Source organism: Flavobacterium soyae, assembly GCF_021245985.1.
Taxonomy (GTDB): Bacteria; Bacteroidota; Bacteroidia; order Flavobacteriales; family Flavobacteriaceae; genus Flavobacterium; species Flavobacterium soyae.
Map to the genome: position 1 here is coordinate 153326 of NZ_JAJQXA010000004.1, position 16765 is coordinate 170090.

Below are 16765 nucleotides of genomic sequence, written 5' to 3' on the forward strand. Positions count from 1 at the left end.
GATCTTTTAGGTAATCTAAAATCATCAATTTAAAATCTAAAATTCATTTATATGAAGATTGTTGAAAAAGAAATTTTATCTGAAGAAGAAAAATAAGTTTTAAGAGAACTTTGGAATGAGGAATATCCGGCAAGATTAAATTGTAAAACAATGCAGGATTTTGAATTGTACTTAAATGGTCTTTCAAACACAAAACATTATTTGCTGTTTGATGTGTTAGATAAAATTAACGGCTGGGCATTTACTTTTTTGAGAGAAGATGAAAATTGGTTTGCTATAATTTTAGATCATCAAATTCAGGGAAAAGGAAATGGCACACTTTTGATGAATGAATTAAAAAAGAATAATACAAGTTTAAATGGCTGGGTTGTGGATCATGAAAATGAAGTAAAACAAAACGCCGCACATTATAGATCTCCAATACCATTTTACATTAAAAATGATTTTACGATTTTGACAGAAATCAGAATTGAAAATGAAAAAATGTCAGGAGTAAAAATTAATTGGAAACGATAAAAAATAAATAAAACAAAAAACCCTAAAAGTGAAATTTTGACTTTTAGGGTTTGTTATGAATTCAACTAAAAATACTTATAATTAAAAAATGGACGTTTTAAACAAAAAACATTTTCTTACTGTAAAAGACCATTCTGTTTCAAAAGAAATTTTCGATTTGTACTATGATGAAAATCTGGATATGCTGATAACTTCTCCGCAGCCGGATTTAGAAAATTTAGGAAGATATTACGAAAGCGAAGATTATATTTCGCACACAGATAACAAACGTTCTGTTTTTGAAAAAGCATATCATTTTGTAAAAAGTATCGCTTTAAAAAATAAACTGAATTTGATTAATTCAGAACAATCTAAAAAAGGAAAAATTTTAGACATAGGTGCCGGAACCGGTGATTTTTTGTTAACAGCAAAAAATGACGGCTGGAATGTAATTGGAGTTGAACCAAGCGAACGAGCAAAAAATATTGCAAAGCAAAAAGGAATTTCATTTGTTGAAGAAATCAGCGAACTCGAAAATAATTCTTTTGATGTAATTACAATGTGGCACGTTTTAGAACACGTTCCAAATTTAGAACTTCAAATTCAGGAATTGAAGCGATTATTAAAACCAACTGGAACATTAATTGTTGCGGTTCCAAATTTCAAATCATTCGACGCAAAACATTACGGAGAATTTTGGGCAGCTTTTGATGTGCCAATTCATTTTTGGCATTTTTCAAAAAAAGCGATAAAATCACTTTTCGAAAAAGTCGACATGAAATTAGAAAAAGTGCTTCCAATGAAATTTGATTCATTTTATGTGAGTCTTCTTTCTGAAAAATACAAAACCGGAAAAATGAATTTTATTAAAGCATTTTTCATCGGTTTAAAATCAAATTTAAAAGCGTCGAGTACAAAAGAGTATTCATCTCACATTTACGTGCTAAAAAACAGCTAAAACGCAAAATAAACGCATTTAAGACGCTTTCTTTGGTTAGACGAGGCTTTGTGTTGTCTTTTCCGAGAAAAAGACTCTAATGAAAGCTATGAAAGTCACTTTTAATAGTGATATTTTATAGCTTTTTTTGCATCCATAAAGAAAACTAATACCTTGAAATTGCTGCTATTTTTGGAATTTTTTCTTGTTTTTTTCGATTTTTAAATTTTGAATTTCGTTGAACAAAAAATGAAAGGAATTTTTGTTTTTTGCGTTTCCGGATTTTTATTTTCAAAAATGGAAATTTCAAAAAATCTTCAAAAAAATTTTTCACTTTGAATTTTTCAAAAAAAAGCAAAAATTTTTAAATAAGCATTTTTCACTCATTTTTTTATCAAATTCAAAACGGAGATTTTGAAAAAAGTTTTAGACACAGATTAAGCACTTAAAAAGGGTAAAAACGTAAAATAAGCGCATTTAAGACGTTTTCTTAGGTAAATTGAGGTTTTGTGTTGTCTTTTTTGAGAAAATTGTTCAAACAAAAGCTATGAAAGCCACTTTTAATAGTGATATTTTATAATAGTATTTTTGTCCATAAATAAAACCAATATCATAAAATTATAGCATTTTTTAAACTTTATGTCGATGCTATTTATTTTTTTATATTTTTGTCTTCAATACAATAAAAAAATTAGAAATTTAAAAAATGAAAAAAGCATTAGTAATTACCGCACTTTCAATTTTGGTTGTTTCGTGTAATAAAGCGACAGAAGCTAAAGAAGTAAAAACAGCTTACGTGGATACTTCAGTTTTGATGAAAGAGTACACTGAGGCAAAAGACCTTGAAGCTAAATACAAAGCTCAGGCAGAAGAAAAAGGAAGACAACTGCAAGCTGAGATTACTCGTTTTAAACAAGACGCTGCTAATTTTCAAAGTCAGGCACAAGCAAATGGACAAGCTTGGGCGCAGCAAAGAGGGGCTGAATTGCAAAAGAGAGAGCAGCAATTGGGTTATGCTCAACAAGCTTTATCACAGCAATTACAGCAAGAAAGTGGTGTAGAAATGGATTCTCTTGTAAGCGGAGTTAAAAAATTCATCAAAGATTACGGAAAGAAAAACGGATATTCTTATATCTACGGGACAGGTGATGCGGCTACAGTTTTATACGCTGAAGACAAGTACGATATCACTAAAGTTATTATTAAAGAGTTGAACGATAAGTACAAAGCATCTCCAAAAGCAGAAGATAAACCAGCTGCAAAAGAAGAGGCTAAAAAATAATAAACTGCCAAACTAACTAAACTAAATGAAAAACCTAAATCCAGATCTGGATTTAGGTTTTTTTCTTTTATGAAAATGCGATATTTTTGACGTTTAATACCTGCCTAATGCAAAACGTTTCAGAAGCTGCAGCTTACACCTTACAATTCATCAATCAAACGCAAAAGTCAATATTCCTTACAGGCAAAGCCGGTACAGGAAAAACCACTTTATTGCGCGAAATCATTGCCACAACGCACAAAAATACCGTAGTCGTGGCGCCTACAGGTATTGCGGCTCTAAATGCAGGCGGTGTAACCATTCATTCGATGTTTCAACTGCCATTTTCGGCATTTTTACCCACTTATGAAGAGAGTTCTCAGTTTACAGAAACAGTAAAATTTGAGAACAAAGAATCACTTCGCCGACATTTCAAAATGAACAATGTGAAGCGAAATGTGATCCGCAATATGGAATTGCTGATTATCGATGAAGTCAGTATGCTTCGCGCTGATTTACTGGACGCTATTGACTTTATGATGCAGACAGTTCGCAGAAACACAAAAGCTTTTGGAGGCGTTCAGGTGCTTTTTATTGGCGATTTATTGCAGCTTCCACCTGTAATTCGAGATGAAGAATGGCGAACTTTGCGTAATTATTACAAAGGAAAATTCTTTTTTCATTCGCATGTAATACAGCATAATCCGCCATTGTATATTGAATTATCTAAGATTTACCGCCAGAGCGATGACACTTTTATTTCGGTTTTAAACAATCTTCGAAACAATCAGATTACAAAAGAAGATGTTCAGGTTTTAAACCAATACGTAAAACCAGATTTTGATCTAAAAATGAATCCGGGTTTTATAACCTTAACCACACATAATGCTAAAGCAGATACAATCAACGAACAGGCAATCAATGATTTATCTGGAAATGAATTTGCTTACCAGCCCTTTGTTGTGGGGGATTTTCCGGAGAAAATTTTTCCGGTTGAAGAAAATCTGAAGCTAAAAGTTGGCGCTCAGGTTATGTTTGTAAAAAACGATTTATCTTTTGATAAGAGATATTTCAACGGAAAAATGGGCGTTATCAAATCACTTTCGCCAGAAGAAATCTTCGTTCATTTTCCCGAAGAAAACAAAACAATCGAAGTCGAAAAATACGAGTGGAAAAACATTCGCTACAAAGTAAACGAACTCACAAAAGAGATTGAAGAAGAAGTTTTAGGCACATTTGCACATTATCCAATCAAATTGGCGTGGGCCATTACGGTACATAAAAGCCAGGGATTAACTTTTGAAAAAGCTGCGCTCGATGTATCGCAAGTTTTTTTGCCCGGGCAGGCTTATGTAGCACTTTCTCGTTTAACGTCTTTAAATGGGCTTATTTTGCTTTCTCCGATACAAATGAACGGACTGTCGAACGATCAGGATGTAATGGATTATGCTTTAAACAAAGCAACCGAAGACGATTTGAAAAATTCGCTTCATTTTGAAACGAAAAACTTTATTCATAACTATTTGATTAACAGTTTTAACTGGACAGATTTAGCGCAGGAATGGAGAAACCACCGTTTTAGTTATAACGAAAATGCGGCGGCATCAGAAAAATCAAAACATTCTGCCTGGGCGCATAAACGTTTAGAAATTATAGACGGACTTGCAGATCCTTCGCAGAAATTCGTGCAGCAGCTTAATAAAATTTTCAATAAAGAAACAGTCGATTTGTTATTTGTGAAGGAAAGAGTAGAGGCGGCTTACGATTACTTTTTTAAACCGATGGACAAATTGGTTACGGATCTTTTGAGTAAAATGGCTGAAATTCAGAAATTTAAAAAAGTAAAAGAATTTTATGAAGAATTAGCTTTTTTGGATGATTTGCAGACCAAAGCGGTTTTGCGTTTGATGAAAGCCAAACTGCTTGTTGAAATTGTGGTTTCCCGTGAAACAATCAGCAAAGAAAGCCTGACTTCTCCAGCAATAAAAAATTACAAAACCGAAAAGATTTCCAGAACCAAAGAAGAGTTCAAAATGACGAATACTGACATGTTTCAGGTTGATGAGCCTGTTACGCGTTATTCGTATAAAAAGGCAGATAAGATGGAAGAAAAAGTAGAAAAAAAAGCAGAAAAAAAGACCACTGTTGAAGAGACGCACGAACTTTGGATGGTAAAAAATTCTATTGAAGACATTGCCCGAATGCGAAAGCTGACCGTTCAAACGATCGAATCACATTTAATAAAATTAATCCAAGCCAAGAAAGTTGAGATAACAGATGTGCTGCCGTACGATAAAATCCTCGCGCTGCGTGAAGCATTTGAATTTTACGCAGAAGAATCTTTAAGTCCGCTGAAAGAAAAATACGGAGATGAATTTACCTGGGATGAACTTAAGATGTTCAAAGCCAGTATTAATTGATTTTAGATTTTAGATTTTAGATTTTAGATTTTTTCGGCGATGCCCCGAATTCAATTTTGATTTTGTAACTTAGGGTTTAATAGACTGAAATTTTAAATCAACTCTATAAAACATTTTGTAAAATAGAAAATTATGAAAAAGCTTATATACATCACATTGGTTATTTTTTCTGTCACGAATTTGAGCGGACAGGAACTAAAAAAAGAATATCAAAAATTCATTCAAACCTTTATCAACAACGTAAAAGGGGATAAGAAAGAAGCAATTGCAAACATGATTTCTTATCCGCTAAAAAGAGAAAATCCCATTCCTGTAATCAAAAATAAAACGGAATTTGTAAAGAGATATTCGGAGATTTTTGATGCCGTTTTAAAAGAAGAAATAACATCGTCAAAACCCGATAAAGACTGGTCAGAAGTGGGATGGAGAGGAATTATGCTGAATAAGGGAAATGTCTGGTTCGATTCAAACGGAAAATTGATAGCTATTAATTATCATTCGAAATTCGAAGAAGACTTGAAAACAAAACTTGTTTCCTCTCAAAAGCAAAACGTTCATTCGAGTATAGCAAAGTTCAAAAGTCCGGTTTGTGTTTTAGAAACTTCAAAATTCAAAATTAGGATTGATGATTTAGGAAATGATAATTACCGTTATGCATCTTGGTCTGTAAAGCAGAAGATGAGTGAGAAACCGGATTTAATTATTCAAAACGGTAAGCTTATAGCTGATGGTACGGGAGGAAACCACAGTTACGAATTCAAAAAAGGAAATTATATTTACACTTGCGACATTATAGTTTTGGGAGAAAAAGGTTCTCCGCCAGCAAGATTAATAATTACTCAAAACGGAAAAGAAATCCTTTCTCAAAATACCAAAATTGTTTCACTATAAACATAAAACCCAATTCTATATGAATCGGGTTTTATGTTTATAGTGATGACATTACCTTATCGAGGTCTTTTTGCTGGCTTATAAGCGTTAATTTTAATTTCTGGATAGCAAGTTCATTTTTTTTCGTTTTTACTCTCTGCTTTTGAATTTCTTCGTCAGAAACTGAAGTCGTTGTTATTTTGTTTTCAATTTTTTGATTGGCAGCTTCCAGTTTACTGATTTTTTCTCTTGTTGAGTTAAAGTTATTTTCAGATTTAACCAGATTTTTCTTTTTAGTTTCTACCTCTTTTGTTTCTTTCTTGAGTTCCTTTAATTTATCATCAAGTTTTTTGTGATGCTCGGCAGAAGATTTTCTATAATCATTTTCGATTTTTTTAAATTCGATTTCTTCAGCTTTTTGATTCGCATTTGTTTGAGCAAAAAAATACTGCGAGTTCATAATTAGCACTATAAGTGCTATTAATTTGAATGTCTTTTTCATTTACAATACAATTAAATTTTGGCGAAATTATATGTTGAAAAAGATAAAAAATACCAGCTTAATTTTTTATAATGACAGAATAAGACAAAAAAAATCCTATTCGGTAAGGAATAGGATTTTGAGGATTTTATAAGTTTTCGACCAGAATCCATGCATCTGGATTTTCGCCTTTTTGAATTTCTTTCTGTGCTTTTTCGGCTTCTCCCATTGTAGCATAACTTCCGTACAAAACCGGGAATAAACCATGCTTGTTTTCGCCAAGCATTCGCGCATTATAACCATCTTTAATTAATTGGTTATAGGCTTTTTTTGCATTTGCTTCGCTTCTAAAAGCGCCTGCCATAATATGATACGGCATAAGTTTTACTTCTGCAGTTTCTACTTTTGCAGAATCAACGGCTAAAGTTACAGCTGGCAGGGGATTTTGAATTACGAATGTTGCTTCCTGAATCTTGTTCTGAACTTTTTTCTGAACATTGCTTTCTACAACAAGTGTTTGTGCAGCAATTTGGTTTTGGTATAAAGGATAACCGATACTTCCGGTAACTCCTAAACCAAGAACAAAAATTGCAGCATACCTTAGATAAGGTCTTGACGATCTAACTTCTTCATCTTCATATAATGCAGTAGTTTCTCTTTCTGCGATTTGTTCGATTTTCTTTTCGAAAATTTCTCTTTTCACCATTGGAGAAACAAACGGACTTAATCCGAATGAAGTCGATAAATAGTTAATTTGATCGTTTGGTGAAAAAATAATATTGTTCTCAGAATTTAGACGAAGATCTCCAATATTTTTCAGGCTGATAACGCCATTTTCTTCAAGTGTCTGTCTCCAGTTTTGTACTTCAAAAGCGATACCATTTACAGCAGTTCCGTAAGATATGTTTTCTGCCTGGGCAACATGATTTGCCAGCAGTCCGTCATTGTTTTTTAAGCGGCTGTTGAAAAAAACCGTTTTCTTCGGTGGAAAAAACGAATTCGTACTTTCATTCAGCTGTGCTGATTGAATTTCGGTTAAAAATGCCCCAAATCCAGGAACCGTTACACACTGATAACGATATAATAATTGCGCGATATAAGTTTCGATTTTCATAACAACAAAGTTATGTAATGAATATAGTTATCAAAATTTTATTCACAATTTTTATTAACAATTGCAAGATTTTTATATACAATTAATTTTCAGTATTTTAAAAGACACTTTATAAGCATTGTTTATTTTGTTTTTGCATAAACTCTAATTTTTATTAAGAAATTACTTTGTTTTTAGCATATTTGCACTATTATTTGAGTACAGTTTTTATTTCTATTTTACATAATATTTTAACACAATGTCAGATCAGGATTTGTTTTATTTATTGGCCTTAATGAAAGTGGACGGAGTGGGAGATATTATGGCAAAAAAATTATTGAACCATTGCGGAAATGCAGAAGCAATTTTTAAATCGAAAATAAATCAAATTGCTGCAATTGATGGAGTTGGCACAGTTTTGCTGAAAAATATAAAGGATAAAACCATTTTCGAAAAAGCCAATCAGGAACTTGAATTTATTAGAAAAAATGATATCAATGTTTCTTTTTTTCAGGATGAAACTTATCCGGATCGTTTAAAACATTGTATAGATTCGCCGGTTTTAATTTTTACTGGGGGAAATATAAATTTACAAAACAAAAAGATTATTAGTATTGTCGGCACACGTCAGATCACATCGCATGGAACTGAATTTTGTCGAAAACTTATCGAAGATCTGGCACCGCTTGATCCTGTAATTGTAAGCGGTTTTGCGTATGGAGTTGATATAGCCGCACATCAATTTGCAATAGATTGCAAATTGCAGACTATTGGCGTTTTAGCTCATGGATTAAATCAGGTTTATCCCCGAACGCACAAAAAGTACATGGCAAAAATGGAAGAAAACGGAGGTTTTATTACTGAGTTTTGGAGTACTTCTAATCCGGATAAAGAGAATTTTGTTCGTCGAAATCGTATTGTTGCCGGAATAAGTGAAGCTACAATAGTAATAGAATCTGCAGATAAAGGCGGATCGCTTATTACGGCCAATTTAGCCAACGATTATAATAGGGATGTTTTTGCCGTTCCGGGCAGGGTTACAGACAGATACAGTCAGGGTTGTAATGATTTAATTAAAACCCAAAAAGCAAGTTTGCTAACCAGCGCCGCCGATTTGATTTACGTGCTCAATTGGGATATCGAGAAGAAACCCAAAGCGATTCAAAAACAGTTGTTTATTGACCTAGAACCTGATGAACAAAAGATCTATGATTTTCTTTTAAAAAGCGGAAAAGAACTGCTTGATATTATTGCACTCGAATGTGATTTTCCTGTTTTTAAAATTTCAGGAATTCTTTTAAACATGGAACTTAAAGGAGTTATTAGGCCTTTGCCGGGAAAATTATTTGAAGCGATTTAATATTTATTAAGAATAAAGATATTTCATATTTAAATTTAAGATAATTTAAATATTAATTCATTGTAAATTATATTCAGTTATTTAACATTTATGCTAAAATAAATTAGGCAAAGTGTAATAAAAGTATATTTTTGCTCTACCAAAACCTTAAAAATGAATATAATAGAACTATTAGAAAACGCTGGGATTTATAAAGAAAACCGAAGTGCGTTTAGCATTGAAGACTCCGAAAAAGTCAGGAAGCAATTTGAAATTGAGCGATCTCAAAGCCCAAATTTAAACCCAAATCTTGCAGATAATTTGATTACAGCATTTAACGAATTTCCAAAAGAGCTTTTGTTTATTTCAAATAATCGAATCCTTTACAACTTCTTTGCCAGAAAAAATTACTCCCGAAACAGATTTATTACAGATTACTCCGTTTCTGTTAATGAAGAAAACATTAAATCATTTATAGATAGATTTTTATCTAAAGATTTAGATACTTTTTTCGATCAAAACATAACGCAGAATAGGTTTGATGTTATTGATGATCTTCTGAATGTTAAAGAATATCTGCCTCAAAATTCATTAGACAGCTTGAGTCAAAGGGTGAGTACAAAACTTGATTTTGTTGGAAATAAATTTGATGAAAATCCATCTTTATCTTCTGGTGCTGAAACAATTGAATTTATAAAATACAGAAGTTTTTATACCTTGCTTTCTCATTTTAGATCTACAGAAAACGACAAGAAAATAAGGGCAATTTATAGCAAAATGTCAGGTTCAATTGTTAGTGCAGGTGTACGAAATGAGTTTTTAGAACCAATGGTATCTTCAATGGTTAATTATAAACCAATTGATTACGAATTAAGCAATTCAATTAGATCTCATAAAGACCGAATTGATGCCGCAAAAGAAAGAGAGTATAGCAGCAGTAGTTCCTCTGGCGGAATGTCTACTTGGTCTATAGTTATTATTATCATCGTTGTATTACGATTGATTTTATTATTGGCCAGATTAGGAAGAGCTTAAAGAAATTTTATATAAAAAAGCCTGCTAATTTAGCAGGCTTTTTTATTTCTCGTTTTATTTCCCAAATCCAAGAACTTCTCGAACTTTTGCTAAAACTCCATCAGCAATAACAGAAGCTTTTGCTGCTCCTTTTTTCAAGAGAGCATCTACTTCGTCAAGATTGTTCATGTAGTAATTATATTTTTCTCTTTCGGTTTTGAATTTTTCTGTAATCAATTCAAAAAGAGCTTGTTTTGCGTGACCATAACCATAATTTCCGCCAAGATAATTTGCTCTCATTTCGGCAATCTGAGTTTCATTTGCTAATAAAGAATAGATGGCGAAAGCGTTGCAGGTATCTGGATTTTTTGGATCTTCCAAAGGAGTACTATCTGTTTCAATACTCATAACCTGCTTGCGTAACACTTTATCATCAAGGAAAATATTGATGATATTGTTGGCAGATTTACTCATTTTTCCACCATTCGTTCCCGGAATTAACATACTGTCTTCCTGAATTTTAGCTTCTGGAATTACAAAGGTTTCTCCCATTTGGTGGTTAAATCTTGAAGCTACGTCGCGTGTTATTTCTAAATGCTGCAATTGGTCTTTTCCAACCGGAACAAACTCCGCATCATATAGCAAAATATCAGCAGCCATTAACATCGGATAAGTAAAAAGGCCGGCATTAACATCGTCTAAACGATCGGCCTTATCTTTGAAAGAATGTGCCAAAGTCAGACGCTGGAACGGAAAAAAACAGCTTAAATACCAAGTCAATTCAGCAGTTTGAACCACATCAGATTGTCTGTAGAAGGTAACTTTATCAGGATTTAAACCGCAGGCAAGCCATGCCGCTGCCGTGCTGTATGTGTTTTCTCTTAATGTTTTGCCATCTTTAATTTGTGTAATCGAATGTAAATCAGCAATAAACAAAAATGATTCATTTGCCGGATTATTCGATAATTCAATTGCAGGGATAATAGCTCCCAATAGATTGCCTAAGTGTGGCGTTCCAGTACTCTGAACACCAGTAAGTATTTTTGCCATTCTCGTTTTTTCTTATTCTTTAACCACAAAGGTCGTGATGTTTTTTTTAACCGCAAAGCACACGATGATTTTGCTTAAAGTTTGGAAGTTCTTTGGCGCTTTTAACGCAAAGTGCGCGAAGGATTTTCGCAAAGGAAAGAAGTTGTTTTTTTGAGATTTGCTTTGCAATGAGTTCGCAAAGCTTTGTCTAGAAGGATTAATATTTTTAAAACTTTTAGAGTTAAGATTATTGTGTTAATTATAAGAATATATTTATAAATTTGATGTTTTTTAATATGACAGAAAACGAAATATCAAATATTATAATTGGAATTGCTATTGAAATTCATAAAAAACTTGGTCCGGGTTTATTAGAGAATGTTTACAAAGAATGCTTGTTCTATAAAATTACGCAGCGAGGACTTCTAGTTGAAAAAGAGAAAGCTTTACCATTAGTTTTTGAAGAAGTGAAGCTTGATTGTGGATACCGAATTGATTTGCTTGTAGAGAACAAGTTTTTAATCGAAATAAAAACTGTTGAATCACTCACCGTTAACCATTTGGCACAAACTTTAACCTATTTAAAACTAGGAAATTATAAACTAGGCTTACTTGTAAATTTCAATGAAAGCCTCTTGAAAAACGGAATAAGAAGAGTCATAAACAACTTATAGATAAAGCTTTGTGAACTTATTGCAAAGCAAATCTCAAAAAAAACAACTTCTTTCCTTTGCGAAAATCCTTTGCGCCCTTTGCGTTAAAAACCACCGTAGAAACTCCCCAACCATTTGGCACAAACTTTAACCTATTTAAAACTAGGAAATTATAAACTAGGCTTACTTGTAAATTTCAATGAAAGCCTCTTGAAAAACGGAATAAGAAGAGTTATAAACAACTTATAGATAAAGCTTTGCGAACTCATTGCAAAGCAAATCTTAAAAAAAATAACTTCTTTCCTTTGCGAAAAACCTTTGCGCACTTTGCGTTAAAAAACCTAAAGACTTAGTGTAAAATTATTCATCAAATAAATTCTTGCTTAAAATTCATTTCGGTTTTCTTACATTTGAAACCATGAAAGGATTAAAGATTGTTTTTTGGATTATTTGGCGCATTTGGTTTTACGTTTTAATGGCGGTTCCAATATTGATTATGCTGCCGTTTTTACTGATTTCTATTATCTCGGAGAGAGGATACCCTTATTTTTTCAAAATGGCCCGCATTTGGGCTAAATTTATCCTTTTCGGGATGGGTTTTTATTACAAAGTAAAACGCGAACAAAAGCTTATCAAAAATACAAGTTATATGATCGTGGCAAACCATACTTCAATGACAGATATTATGCTTATGCTTGCCATTATAAAAAATCCGTTTGTTTTTGTTGGAAAGAAAGAGCTTGTGAAGATTCCGCTATTTGGATTTTTCTACAAAAGAACCTGTATTTTGGTAGACAGAAATTCTTCAAAAAGCAAAAATGAAGTTTTCAAACGTGCGCAAGATCGTTTAAATCAGGGTTTAAGTATTTGTATTTTCCCAGAAGGGGGAGTTCCTGATGACGAATCTATTTTACTGGACGAATTTAAAGATGGTGCTTTTAGATTGGCAATTGAGCATCAAATCCCTATTGTGCCAATCGTTTTTGCCGATAATAAAGAACGTTTCTCTTATACTTTTTTAAGCGGAAGTCCCGGAAAAATGCGGGGAAAAATCCTGCCTTTTGTAGAAACAAATGGTTTAAAACCGGATAACAGAAAAGACCTCAGAGACAATGTAAGACAATTGATTTATAAAGATTTACTTGAGTTTAAAAGGAAAGATTTAAAAGAGTAATTAAAATAACAAACCCGGCAGGATTTTACACTTGCCGGGTTTTCTTTCGAAATAAAAACCCCCGTTTATATTCAAAAAGCTTATCGGTGAATTATTTTCTCTGAGATAAAACGCAATATTTTTCTAATTTTTAATTTGGTTTTTTTTAGTTTTTTACCCCGCTGCATTTCTCTTTTTTCCTTCATGGTTAAATATTTATGGCTTGATAATAAAGAGTTTGGTTAAAACTCAGGTTAGTGTCATAATATATTAGATCGAAAAAAACTAAAAAGGTTGGTATCGATTAGATAATTTTTTTTTCAAAAACCAGTAAAAACCCGTTAGAACCATGAGCGAAACTAACGGACTTTTAATGAATCAACCAACCAAATTTATTATAAAAAAAATGTTGAATTAAGTATTTATGGCCAATACCAATTAAACATTATGTCTATTTGTATAGATGCGATAGTTTTAAAAAGGTTGCGTCTTTTTTTTATTTTTTTTCAAATAAAAAACCCGGAAGGTTTAAAAACTTCCGGGTTTATAATGCAAAGTATTGATTTTTAAATACTTTTAAAATTTTAAGCATCAGCTAATTCTTTCATGTGAGCTTTAATTTTAGCTTCTAATTCATCAGCCAATTCTGGGTTATCTTTAATTAAAGCTTTTACTGCATCACGACCCTGACCTAATTTAGTGTCTCCGTAGCTAAACCAAGATCCTGCTTTTTTAACGATTTCAAATTCAACCGCTAAATCAAGAATTTCACCTGTTTTAGAAACACCTTCTCCGTACATAATGTCAAATTCGGCAGTTTTAAACGGTGGGGCAACTTTGTTTTTAACGATTTTAACTTTAGTTCTGTTACCAATTACGTTTTCTCCATCTTTAATTTGAGACGAACGACGAATATCTAAACGTACAGAAGCGTAGAATTTTAATGCGTTACCACCGGTTGTTGTTTCAGGATTTCCGAACATAACACCAATTTTTTCACGCAGCTGGTTGATAAAGAAAACAGTACAATTTGTTTTGCTGATTGTTCCGGTTAATTTTCTTAGTGCCTGAGACATCAAACGTGCGTGAAGACCCATTTTTGAATCTCCCATTTCACCCTCAATTTCACTTTTTGGCGTTAAAGCCGCAACAGAGTCAATTACAACAATGTCGATAGCGCCTGAACGAATTAAGTTTTCGGCAATTTCTAAAGCCTGTTCACCATTGTCTGGCTGCGAGATAATTAAATTTTCGATATCAACACCTAATTTTTCAGCATAATTTCTATCAAAAGCGTGTTCCGCATCAATAAAAGCAGCAATACCGCCAGCTTTTTGAGCTTCGGCAATTGCATGCAATGTTAATGTAGTCTTACCAGATGATTCCGGCCCGTATATTTCTATAATTCTTCCTTTCGGATATCCATTTACTCCAAGAGCTAAATCAACGCCAAGAGAACCCGAAGAAATCGTTTCTACCTCTACAATGGCTCTGTCGCCCATTTTCATTACGGTTCCTTTTCCGTAGGTTTTGTCAAGTTTATCAAGCGTTAATTGCAGCGCTTTTAATTTGGCTTCTTTGTCTGAACTCATCTTTTCTTAAATATCTAAAAATTGTTATTTTCTGCCTTTCAAAAACCAAATAGTGGAATAACTTCCTGAATTTTTATTTGGCGAATTAGAATGTGTAAAAATACTTCTTTTTTTGAAGTTTGATTGCTTCAAATTGTTTCAAATTGTAACAATTTGTATTACAAAAATAAAGCCTTCAATTCGGTAGCATCAGAAGGTTTTAATTTTCCAGCCAATACTAAACTTAGTTGTTTACGACGTAAAGCAGCTTCAAAACGTTGTATTTCTAATTCCGTTTCAGGAACAATTGCCGGTACTTCAACAGGTCTTCCGGTATCATCGACAGCTACAAAAGTATAAATAGCTTCGTTTGCCTTGGTTCTGTTTCCAGATTCGCGGTCTTCTACCCAAACGTCTATAAAAACTTCCATAGAACTTTTGAATGATCTTGAAACTTTTGCTTCTACGGTAACAACACTTCCAAGAGAAATTGCTCTGTTAAAAGCAACGTGATTTACAGATGCCGTAACTACAATTCGACGCGAATGTCTGCGTGCTGCAATACTTGCTGCGCGATCCATTCGGGCTAATAATTCGCCGCCGAAAAGATTGTTTAAAGGATTTGTTTCACTTGGTAAAACTAAATCAGTTAATATTGTCAGCGATTCTGAAGGGTGTTTTGGATTCATTTTTTTAATAATAAATTTTATTTTTATGTCCGTTTTGCGGACGTTTCTTGCCACAGATTTTTTAATCATTTTAATCTGTGAAATCTGTGGCTGATTTTTAAATTAATTGCGGTTAATTAATTCATCCAGTTAACTAACATAACGGCAGGAATTAAATAAATAACAATGGTTCTTGCACCATCGTAGTCTTTGGCTAATCGTTGTCCGAAAAGCATCATTAACAAACAGATACATGAAAATATTCCGGCATAAAAACCATAATCACGACCGCTGTTTGTTAGTAATTGAATCGCACCCACAACACTTAAAATTCCAGAAATTAATTCTAAAACCAACAAGTGTAAAAGAGCAAGCGGCACTTGGTTTTTTAATGGCGTTTTAGCAAAATGTTCTTTAAGCCAGGCAACATTATCTTTCCAGTAAAAAATCTTTTCATAGCCTGACTGTAAAAAAGTTAAGGCTAAAAATGCTAATATTAAAATAGAGGCAACATTGTTCATTTCGAGGACTATTTTTTATGAATTAAACGAGTCAGTTTTATAGATAAATCGGTTAAGATTATTTTCGCATTTCCGTTTCTTTCAATGTGATACATCGCATCTGAAAGCTCTTTGAAAATTTCGTGAATATTATTTCCGTTTACAAAAGGGGCAAAATTTTCGAGTTTAAATTTGTCGACTTTTGGCTCAATGTAAACTAAAGCTGGCGTTTGATAATTAAGCAATAATGCCTGCCTGAACATTTCGATACAAAACTGAATGAACTTTTTCTGACTTTCGCGGCCAAGTCCGGCAATTTCTTCACTCCAGGAAATTAAATCCTGAATTGCTGCGGCATTCCCTTTTGCCCTAAATGCGGCGCGAACCCAATTAACAAACCATTGCTCAAAAGGATATTCAGAATCATCTTCTTTTAACAGATGTAAAGCTTTATTAAAATTTCCCTGCGCCTGATGGGCAATTTTTTTGGCTAAATTCGAATCTATATTTTCTTTAGAAACCAATGCTTCTGCAATTACTTTTTCTGGAAGTCCGTTAAAATGAATTACCTGACAGCGAGAACGTATGGTTTGAATAATATCTTCTTCATTTTCAGAAATCAGAATAAAAATTGTTTTATCTGATGGTTCTTCGAGCAGTTTTAAAAGTTTATTCGAAGCCGCAATATTCATCTTATCTGCCATCCAGATAATCATGATTTTATAACCGCCTTCGTATGATTTCAGCGCAAGCGACTTTAAAACTTCCTGTGCATCTTCAACCCTGATTTCGCCCTGTTTGTTTTGAACGCCTAAAGTTTTATACCAGTCAAATAATCCGCCGTAAGGCATTTCCTGAATAAAGTTTCGCCAGTCCTGAATAAAGTCTAAACTTTTGGGTTTGGTTTTTACATCTTCTGTGGTAACGGTTGGGTAAATAAAATGCAGATCGGGATGCGAAATATTTTGAAATTTCAAATTACACGAATCATTTCCATTTTCGTTTTCATTTCCCGTATTACTGCACAAAATGTACTGAGCATAAGCAATTGCTGTAGATAATGTGCCGCTTCCTTCAGGCCCAATAAATAATTGTGCATGAGGAATTCGCCCGGAAGATGCACTTTTTATCAAGTGACTTTTGATGTAATCCTGACCTAAAATTTGAGAAAATTGCATGAAGCAAAGATAGAAGAAAATGATGTAGTCAAAAATTTTCGATTAAAGATTATTGAGCGGTATTTCATTTATGTGAATATGACTATTTTTTGCCAAAAAATTT

General features: G+C 33.0%; 17 protein-coding genes. 10 read left to right on the forward strand and 7 right to left on the reverse strand.

The annotated features are described in order from the left end of the window. Positions 1–150: 150 nt before the first annotated feature. From LUU93_RS07190 to LUU93_RS07210, 5 genes are all read left to right on the forward strand, one after another. Positions 151–516, forward strand: coding sequence for a hypothetical protein (locus LUU93_RS07190; protein ID WP_232679777.1), 366 nt, complete (start codon positions 151–153; stop codon positions 514–516). Between the two features lie 88 nt (positions 517–604). Then, positions 605–1453 carry a class I SAM-dependent methyltransferase gene (locus LUU93_RS07195; RefSeq protein WP_232679779.1) on the forward strand — a complete coding sequence of 283 codons (849 nt, stop codon included), beginning with the start codon at positions 605–607 and terminating at the stop codon, positions 1451–1453. Between the two features lie 685 nt (positions 1454–2138). Then, the gene (locus LUU93_RS07200) at positions 2139–2714 is read left to right on the forward strand and encodes an OmpH/Skp family outer membrane protein (RefSeq protein ID WP_053474345.1); all 576 of its coding nucleotides are present in this window, start codon (positions 2139–2141) and stop codon (positions 2712–2714) included. A 107-nt stretch (positions 2715–2821) separates the two neighbouring features. After that, complete coding sequence (locus tag LUU93_RS07205; RefSeq protein ID WP_232679781.1) at positions 2822–5113, forward strand: helix-turn-helix domain-containing protein; 2292 nt, start codon at positions 2822–2824, stop codon at positions 5111–5113. Positions 5114–5245: 132 nt separating this feature from the next. Beyond that, entirely contained in the window at positions 5246–6004 is a 759-nt protein-coding gene (locus tag LUU93_RS07210) for a hypothetical protein (RefSeq protein WP_232679783.1), read from the forward strand. A gap of 37 nt (positions 6005–6041) precedes the next feature. On the opposite strand, the gene LUU93_RS07215 is transcribed toward LUU93_RS07210, so the two are convergent. Further along, positions 6042–6485 carry a hypothetical protein gene (locus LUU93_RS07215; protein WP_232679785.1) on the reverse strand — a complete coding sequence of 148 codons (444 nt, stop codon included), beginning with the start codon at positions 6483–6485 and terminating at the stop codon, positions 6042–6044. Positions 6486–6612: 127 nt separating this feature from the next. Then, positions 6613–7578, reverse strand: coding sequence for an HU domain-containing protein (locus LUU93_RS07220; protein WP_232679787.1), 966 nt, complete (start codon positions 7576–7578; stop codon positions 6613–6615). 238 nt (positions 7579–7816) lie between these two features. Here LUU93_RS07220 and dprA point away from each other — a divergent pair, with 238 nt between their 5' ends. Together dprA and LUU93_RS07230 are read left to right on the forward strand one after the other, a co-directional pair. Further along, entirely contained in the window at positions 7817–8917 is a 1101-nt protein-coding gene (dprA, locus tag LUU93_RS07225) for a DNA-processing protein DprA (protein WP_232679789.1), read from the forward strand. 153 nt (positions 8918–9070) lie between these two features. Continuing rightward, positions 9071–9931: a hypothetical protein gene (locus LUU93_RS07230; protein WP_232679791.1), complete on the forward strand. Its 861-nt coding sequence runs from the start codon at positions 9071–9073 to the stop codon at positions 9929–9931. A 54-nt stretch (positions 9932–9985) separates the two neighbouring features. Here LUU93_RS07230 and trpS read toward each other — a convergent pair whose 3' ends face one another. Next, positions 9986–10960, reverse strand: coding sequence for a tryptophan--tRNA ligase (trpS, locus tag LUU93_RS07235; RefSeq protein ID WP_232679793.1), 975 nt, complete (start codon positions 10958–10960; stop codon positions 9986–9988). 275 nt (positions 10961–11235) lie between these two features. Here trpS and LUU93_RS07240 point away from each other — a divergent pair, with 275 nt between their 5' ends. The 3 genes from LUU93_RS07240 (at position 11236) to LUU93_RS07250 (ending at position 12766) form a co-directional block, all read left to right on the forward strand. Continuing rightward, positions 11236–11613 (forward strand): GxxExxY protein, encoded by a 378-nt coding sequence (locus LUU93_RS07240; RefSeq protein WP_232679795.1) that lies wholly within the window; start codon positions 11236–11238, stop codon positions 11611–11613. Between the two features lie 114 nt (positions 11614–11727). Continuing rightward, positions 11728–11841, forward strand: a complete 114-nt coding sequence (locus tag LUU93_RS07245) for a GxxExxY protein (RefSeq protein WP_438821636.1) — start codon at positions 11728–11730, stop codon at positions 11839–11841. Positions 11842–12010: 169 nt separating this feature from the next. Continuing rightward, on the forward strand, positions 12011–12766 hold the full coding sequence (locus LUU93_RS07250) for a lysophospholipid acyltransferase family protein (RefSeq protein ID WP_232679797.1): 756 nt from the start codon (positions 12011–12013) through the stop codon (positions 12764–12766). Positions 12767–13329: 563 nt separating this feature from the next. Here LUU93_RS07250 and recA read toward each other — a convergent pair. The 4 genes from recA to LUU93_RS07270 form a co-directional block, all read right to left on the reverse strand. Further along, the gene (gene recA, locus LUU93_RS07255) at positions 13330–14337 is read right to left on the reverse strand and encodes a recombinase RecA (RefSeq protein WP_232679799.1); all 1008 of its coding nucleotides are present in this window, start codon (positions 14335–14337) and stop codon (positions 13330–13332) included. Between the two features lie 158 nt (positions 14338–14495). After that, positions 14496–15005: an acyl-CoA thioesterase gene (locus LUU93_RS07260; protein ID WP_073486072.1), complete on the reverse strand. Its 510-nt coding sequence runs from the start codon at positions 15003–15005 to the stop codon at positions 14496–14498. Between the two features lie 116 nt (positions 15006–15121). Beyond that, positions 15122–15505, reverse strand: a complete 384-nt coding sequence (locus LUU93_RS07265; RefSeq protein ID WP_232679800.1) for a DoxX family protein — start codon at positions 15503–15505, stop codon at positions 15122–15124. A gap of 8 nt (positions 15506–15513) precedes the next feature. Then, positions 15514–16662 carry a DNA polymerase III subunit gene (locus tag LUU93_RS07270; protein ID WP_232679803.1) on the reverse strand — a complete coding sequence of 383 codons (1149 nt, stop codon included), beginning with the start codon at positions 16660–16662 and terminating at the stop codon, positions 15514–15516. Positions 16663–16765 lie beyond the last annotated feature (103 nt).

Bases quoted from the DNA above. Each gene is read 5' to 3' on its own strand.
- LUU93_RS07190 (WP_232679777.1), top strand. From the start codon at position 151: ATGCAGGATTTTGAATTGTACTTAAATGGTCTTTCAAACACAAAACAT.
- LUU93_RS07195 (WP_232679779.1), top strand. From the start codon at position 605: ATGGACGTTTTAAACAAAAAACATTTTCTTACTGTAAAAGACCATTCT.
- LUU93_RS07200 (WP_053474345.1), top strand. From the start codon at position 2,139: ATGAAAAAAGCATTAGTAATTACCGCACTTTCAATTTTGGTTGTTTCG.
- LUU93_RS07205 (WP_232679781.1), top strand. From the start codon at position 2,822: ATGCAAAACGTTTCAGAAGCTGCAGCTTACACCTTACAATTCATCAAT.
- LUU93_RS07210 (WP_232679783.1), top strand. From the start codon at position 5,246: ATGAAAAAGCTTATATACATCACATTGGTTATTTTTTCTGTCACGAAT.
- LUU93_RS07215 (WP_232679785.1), bottom strand. From the start codon at position 6,485: ATGAAAAAGACATTCAAATTAATAGCACTTATAGTGCTAATTATGAAC.
- LUU93_RS07220 (WP_232679787.1), bottom strand. From the start codon at position 7,578: ATGAAAATCGAAACTTATATCGCGCAATTATTATATCGTTATCAGTGT.
- dprA (WP_232679789.1), top strand. From the start codon at position 7,817: ATGTCAGATCAGGATTTGTTTTATTTATTGGCCTTAATGAAAGTGGAC.
- LUU93_RS07230 (WP_232679791.1), top strand. From the start codon at position 9,071: ATGAATATAATAGAACTATTAGAAAACGCTGGGATTTATAAAGAAAAC.
- trpS (WP_232679793.1), bottom strand. From the start codon at position 10,960: ATGGCAAAAATACTTACTGGTGTTCAGAGTACTGGAACGCCACACTTA.
- LUU93_RS07240 (WP_232679795.1), top strand. From the start codon at position 11,236: ATGACAGAAAACGAAATATCAAATATTATAATTGGAATTGCTATTGAA.
- LUU93_RS07250 (WP_232679797.1), top strand. From the start codon at position 12,011: ATGAAAGGATTAAAGATTGTTTTTTGGATTATTTGGCGCATTTGGTTT.
- recA (WP_232679799.1), bottom strand. From the start codon at position 14,337: ATGAGTTCAGACAAAGAAGCCAAATTAAAAGCGCTGCAATTAACGCTT.
- LUU93_RS07260 (WP_073486072.1), bottom strand. From the start codon at position 15,005: ATGAATCCAAAACACCCTTCAGAATCGCTGACAATATTAACTGATTTA.
- LUU93_RS07265 (WP_232679800.1), bottom strand. From the start codon at position 15,505: ATGAACAATGTTGCCTCTATTTTAATATTAGCATTTTTAGCCTTAACT.
- LUU93_RS07270 (WP_232679803.1), bottom strand. From the start codon at position 16,662: ATGCAATTTTCTCAAATTTTAGGTCAGGATTACATCAAAAGTCACTTG.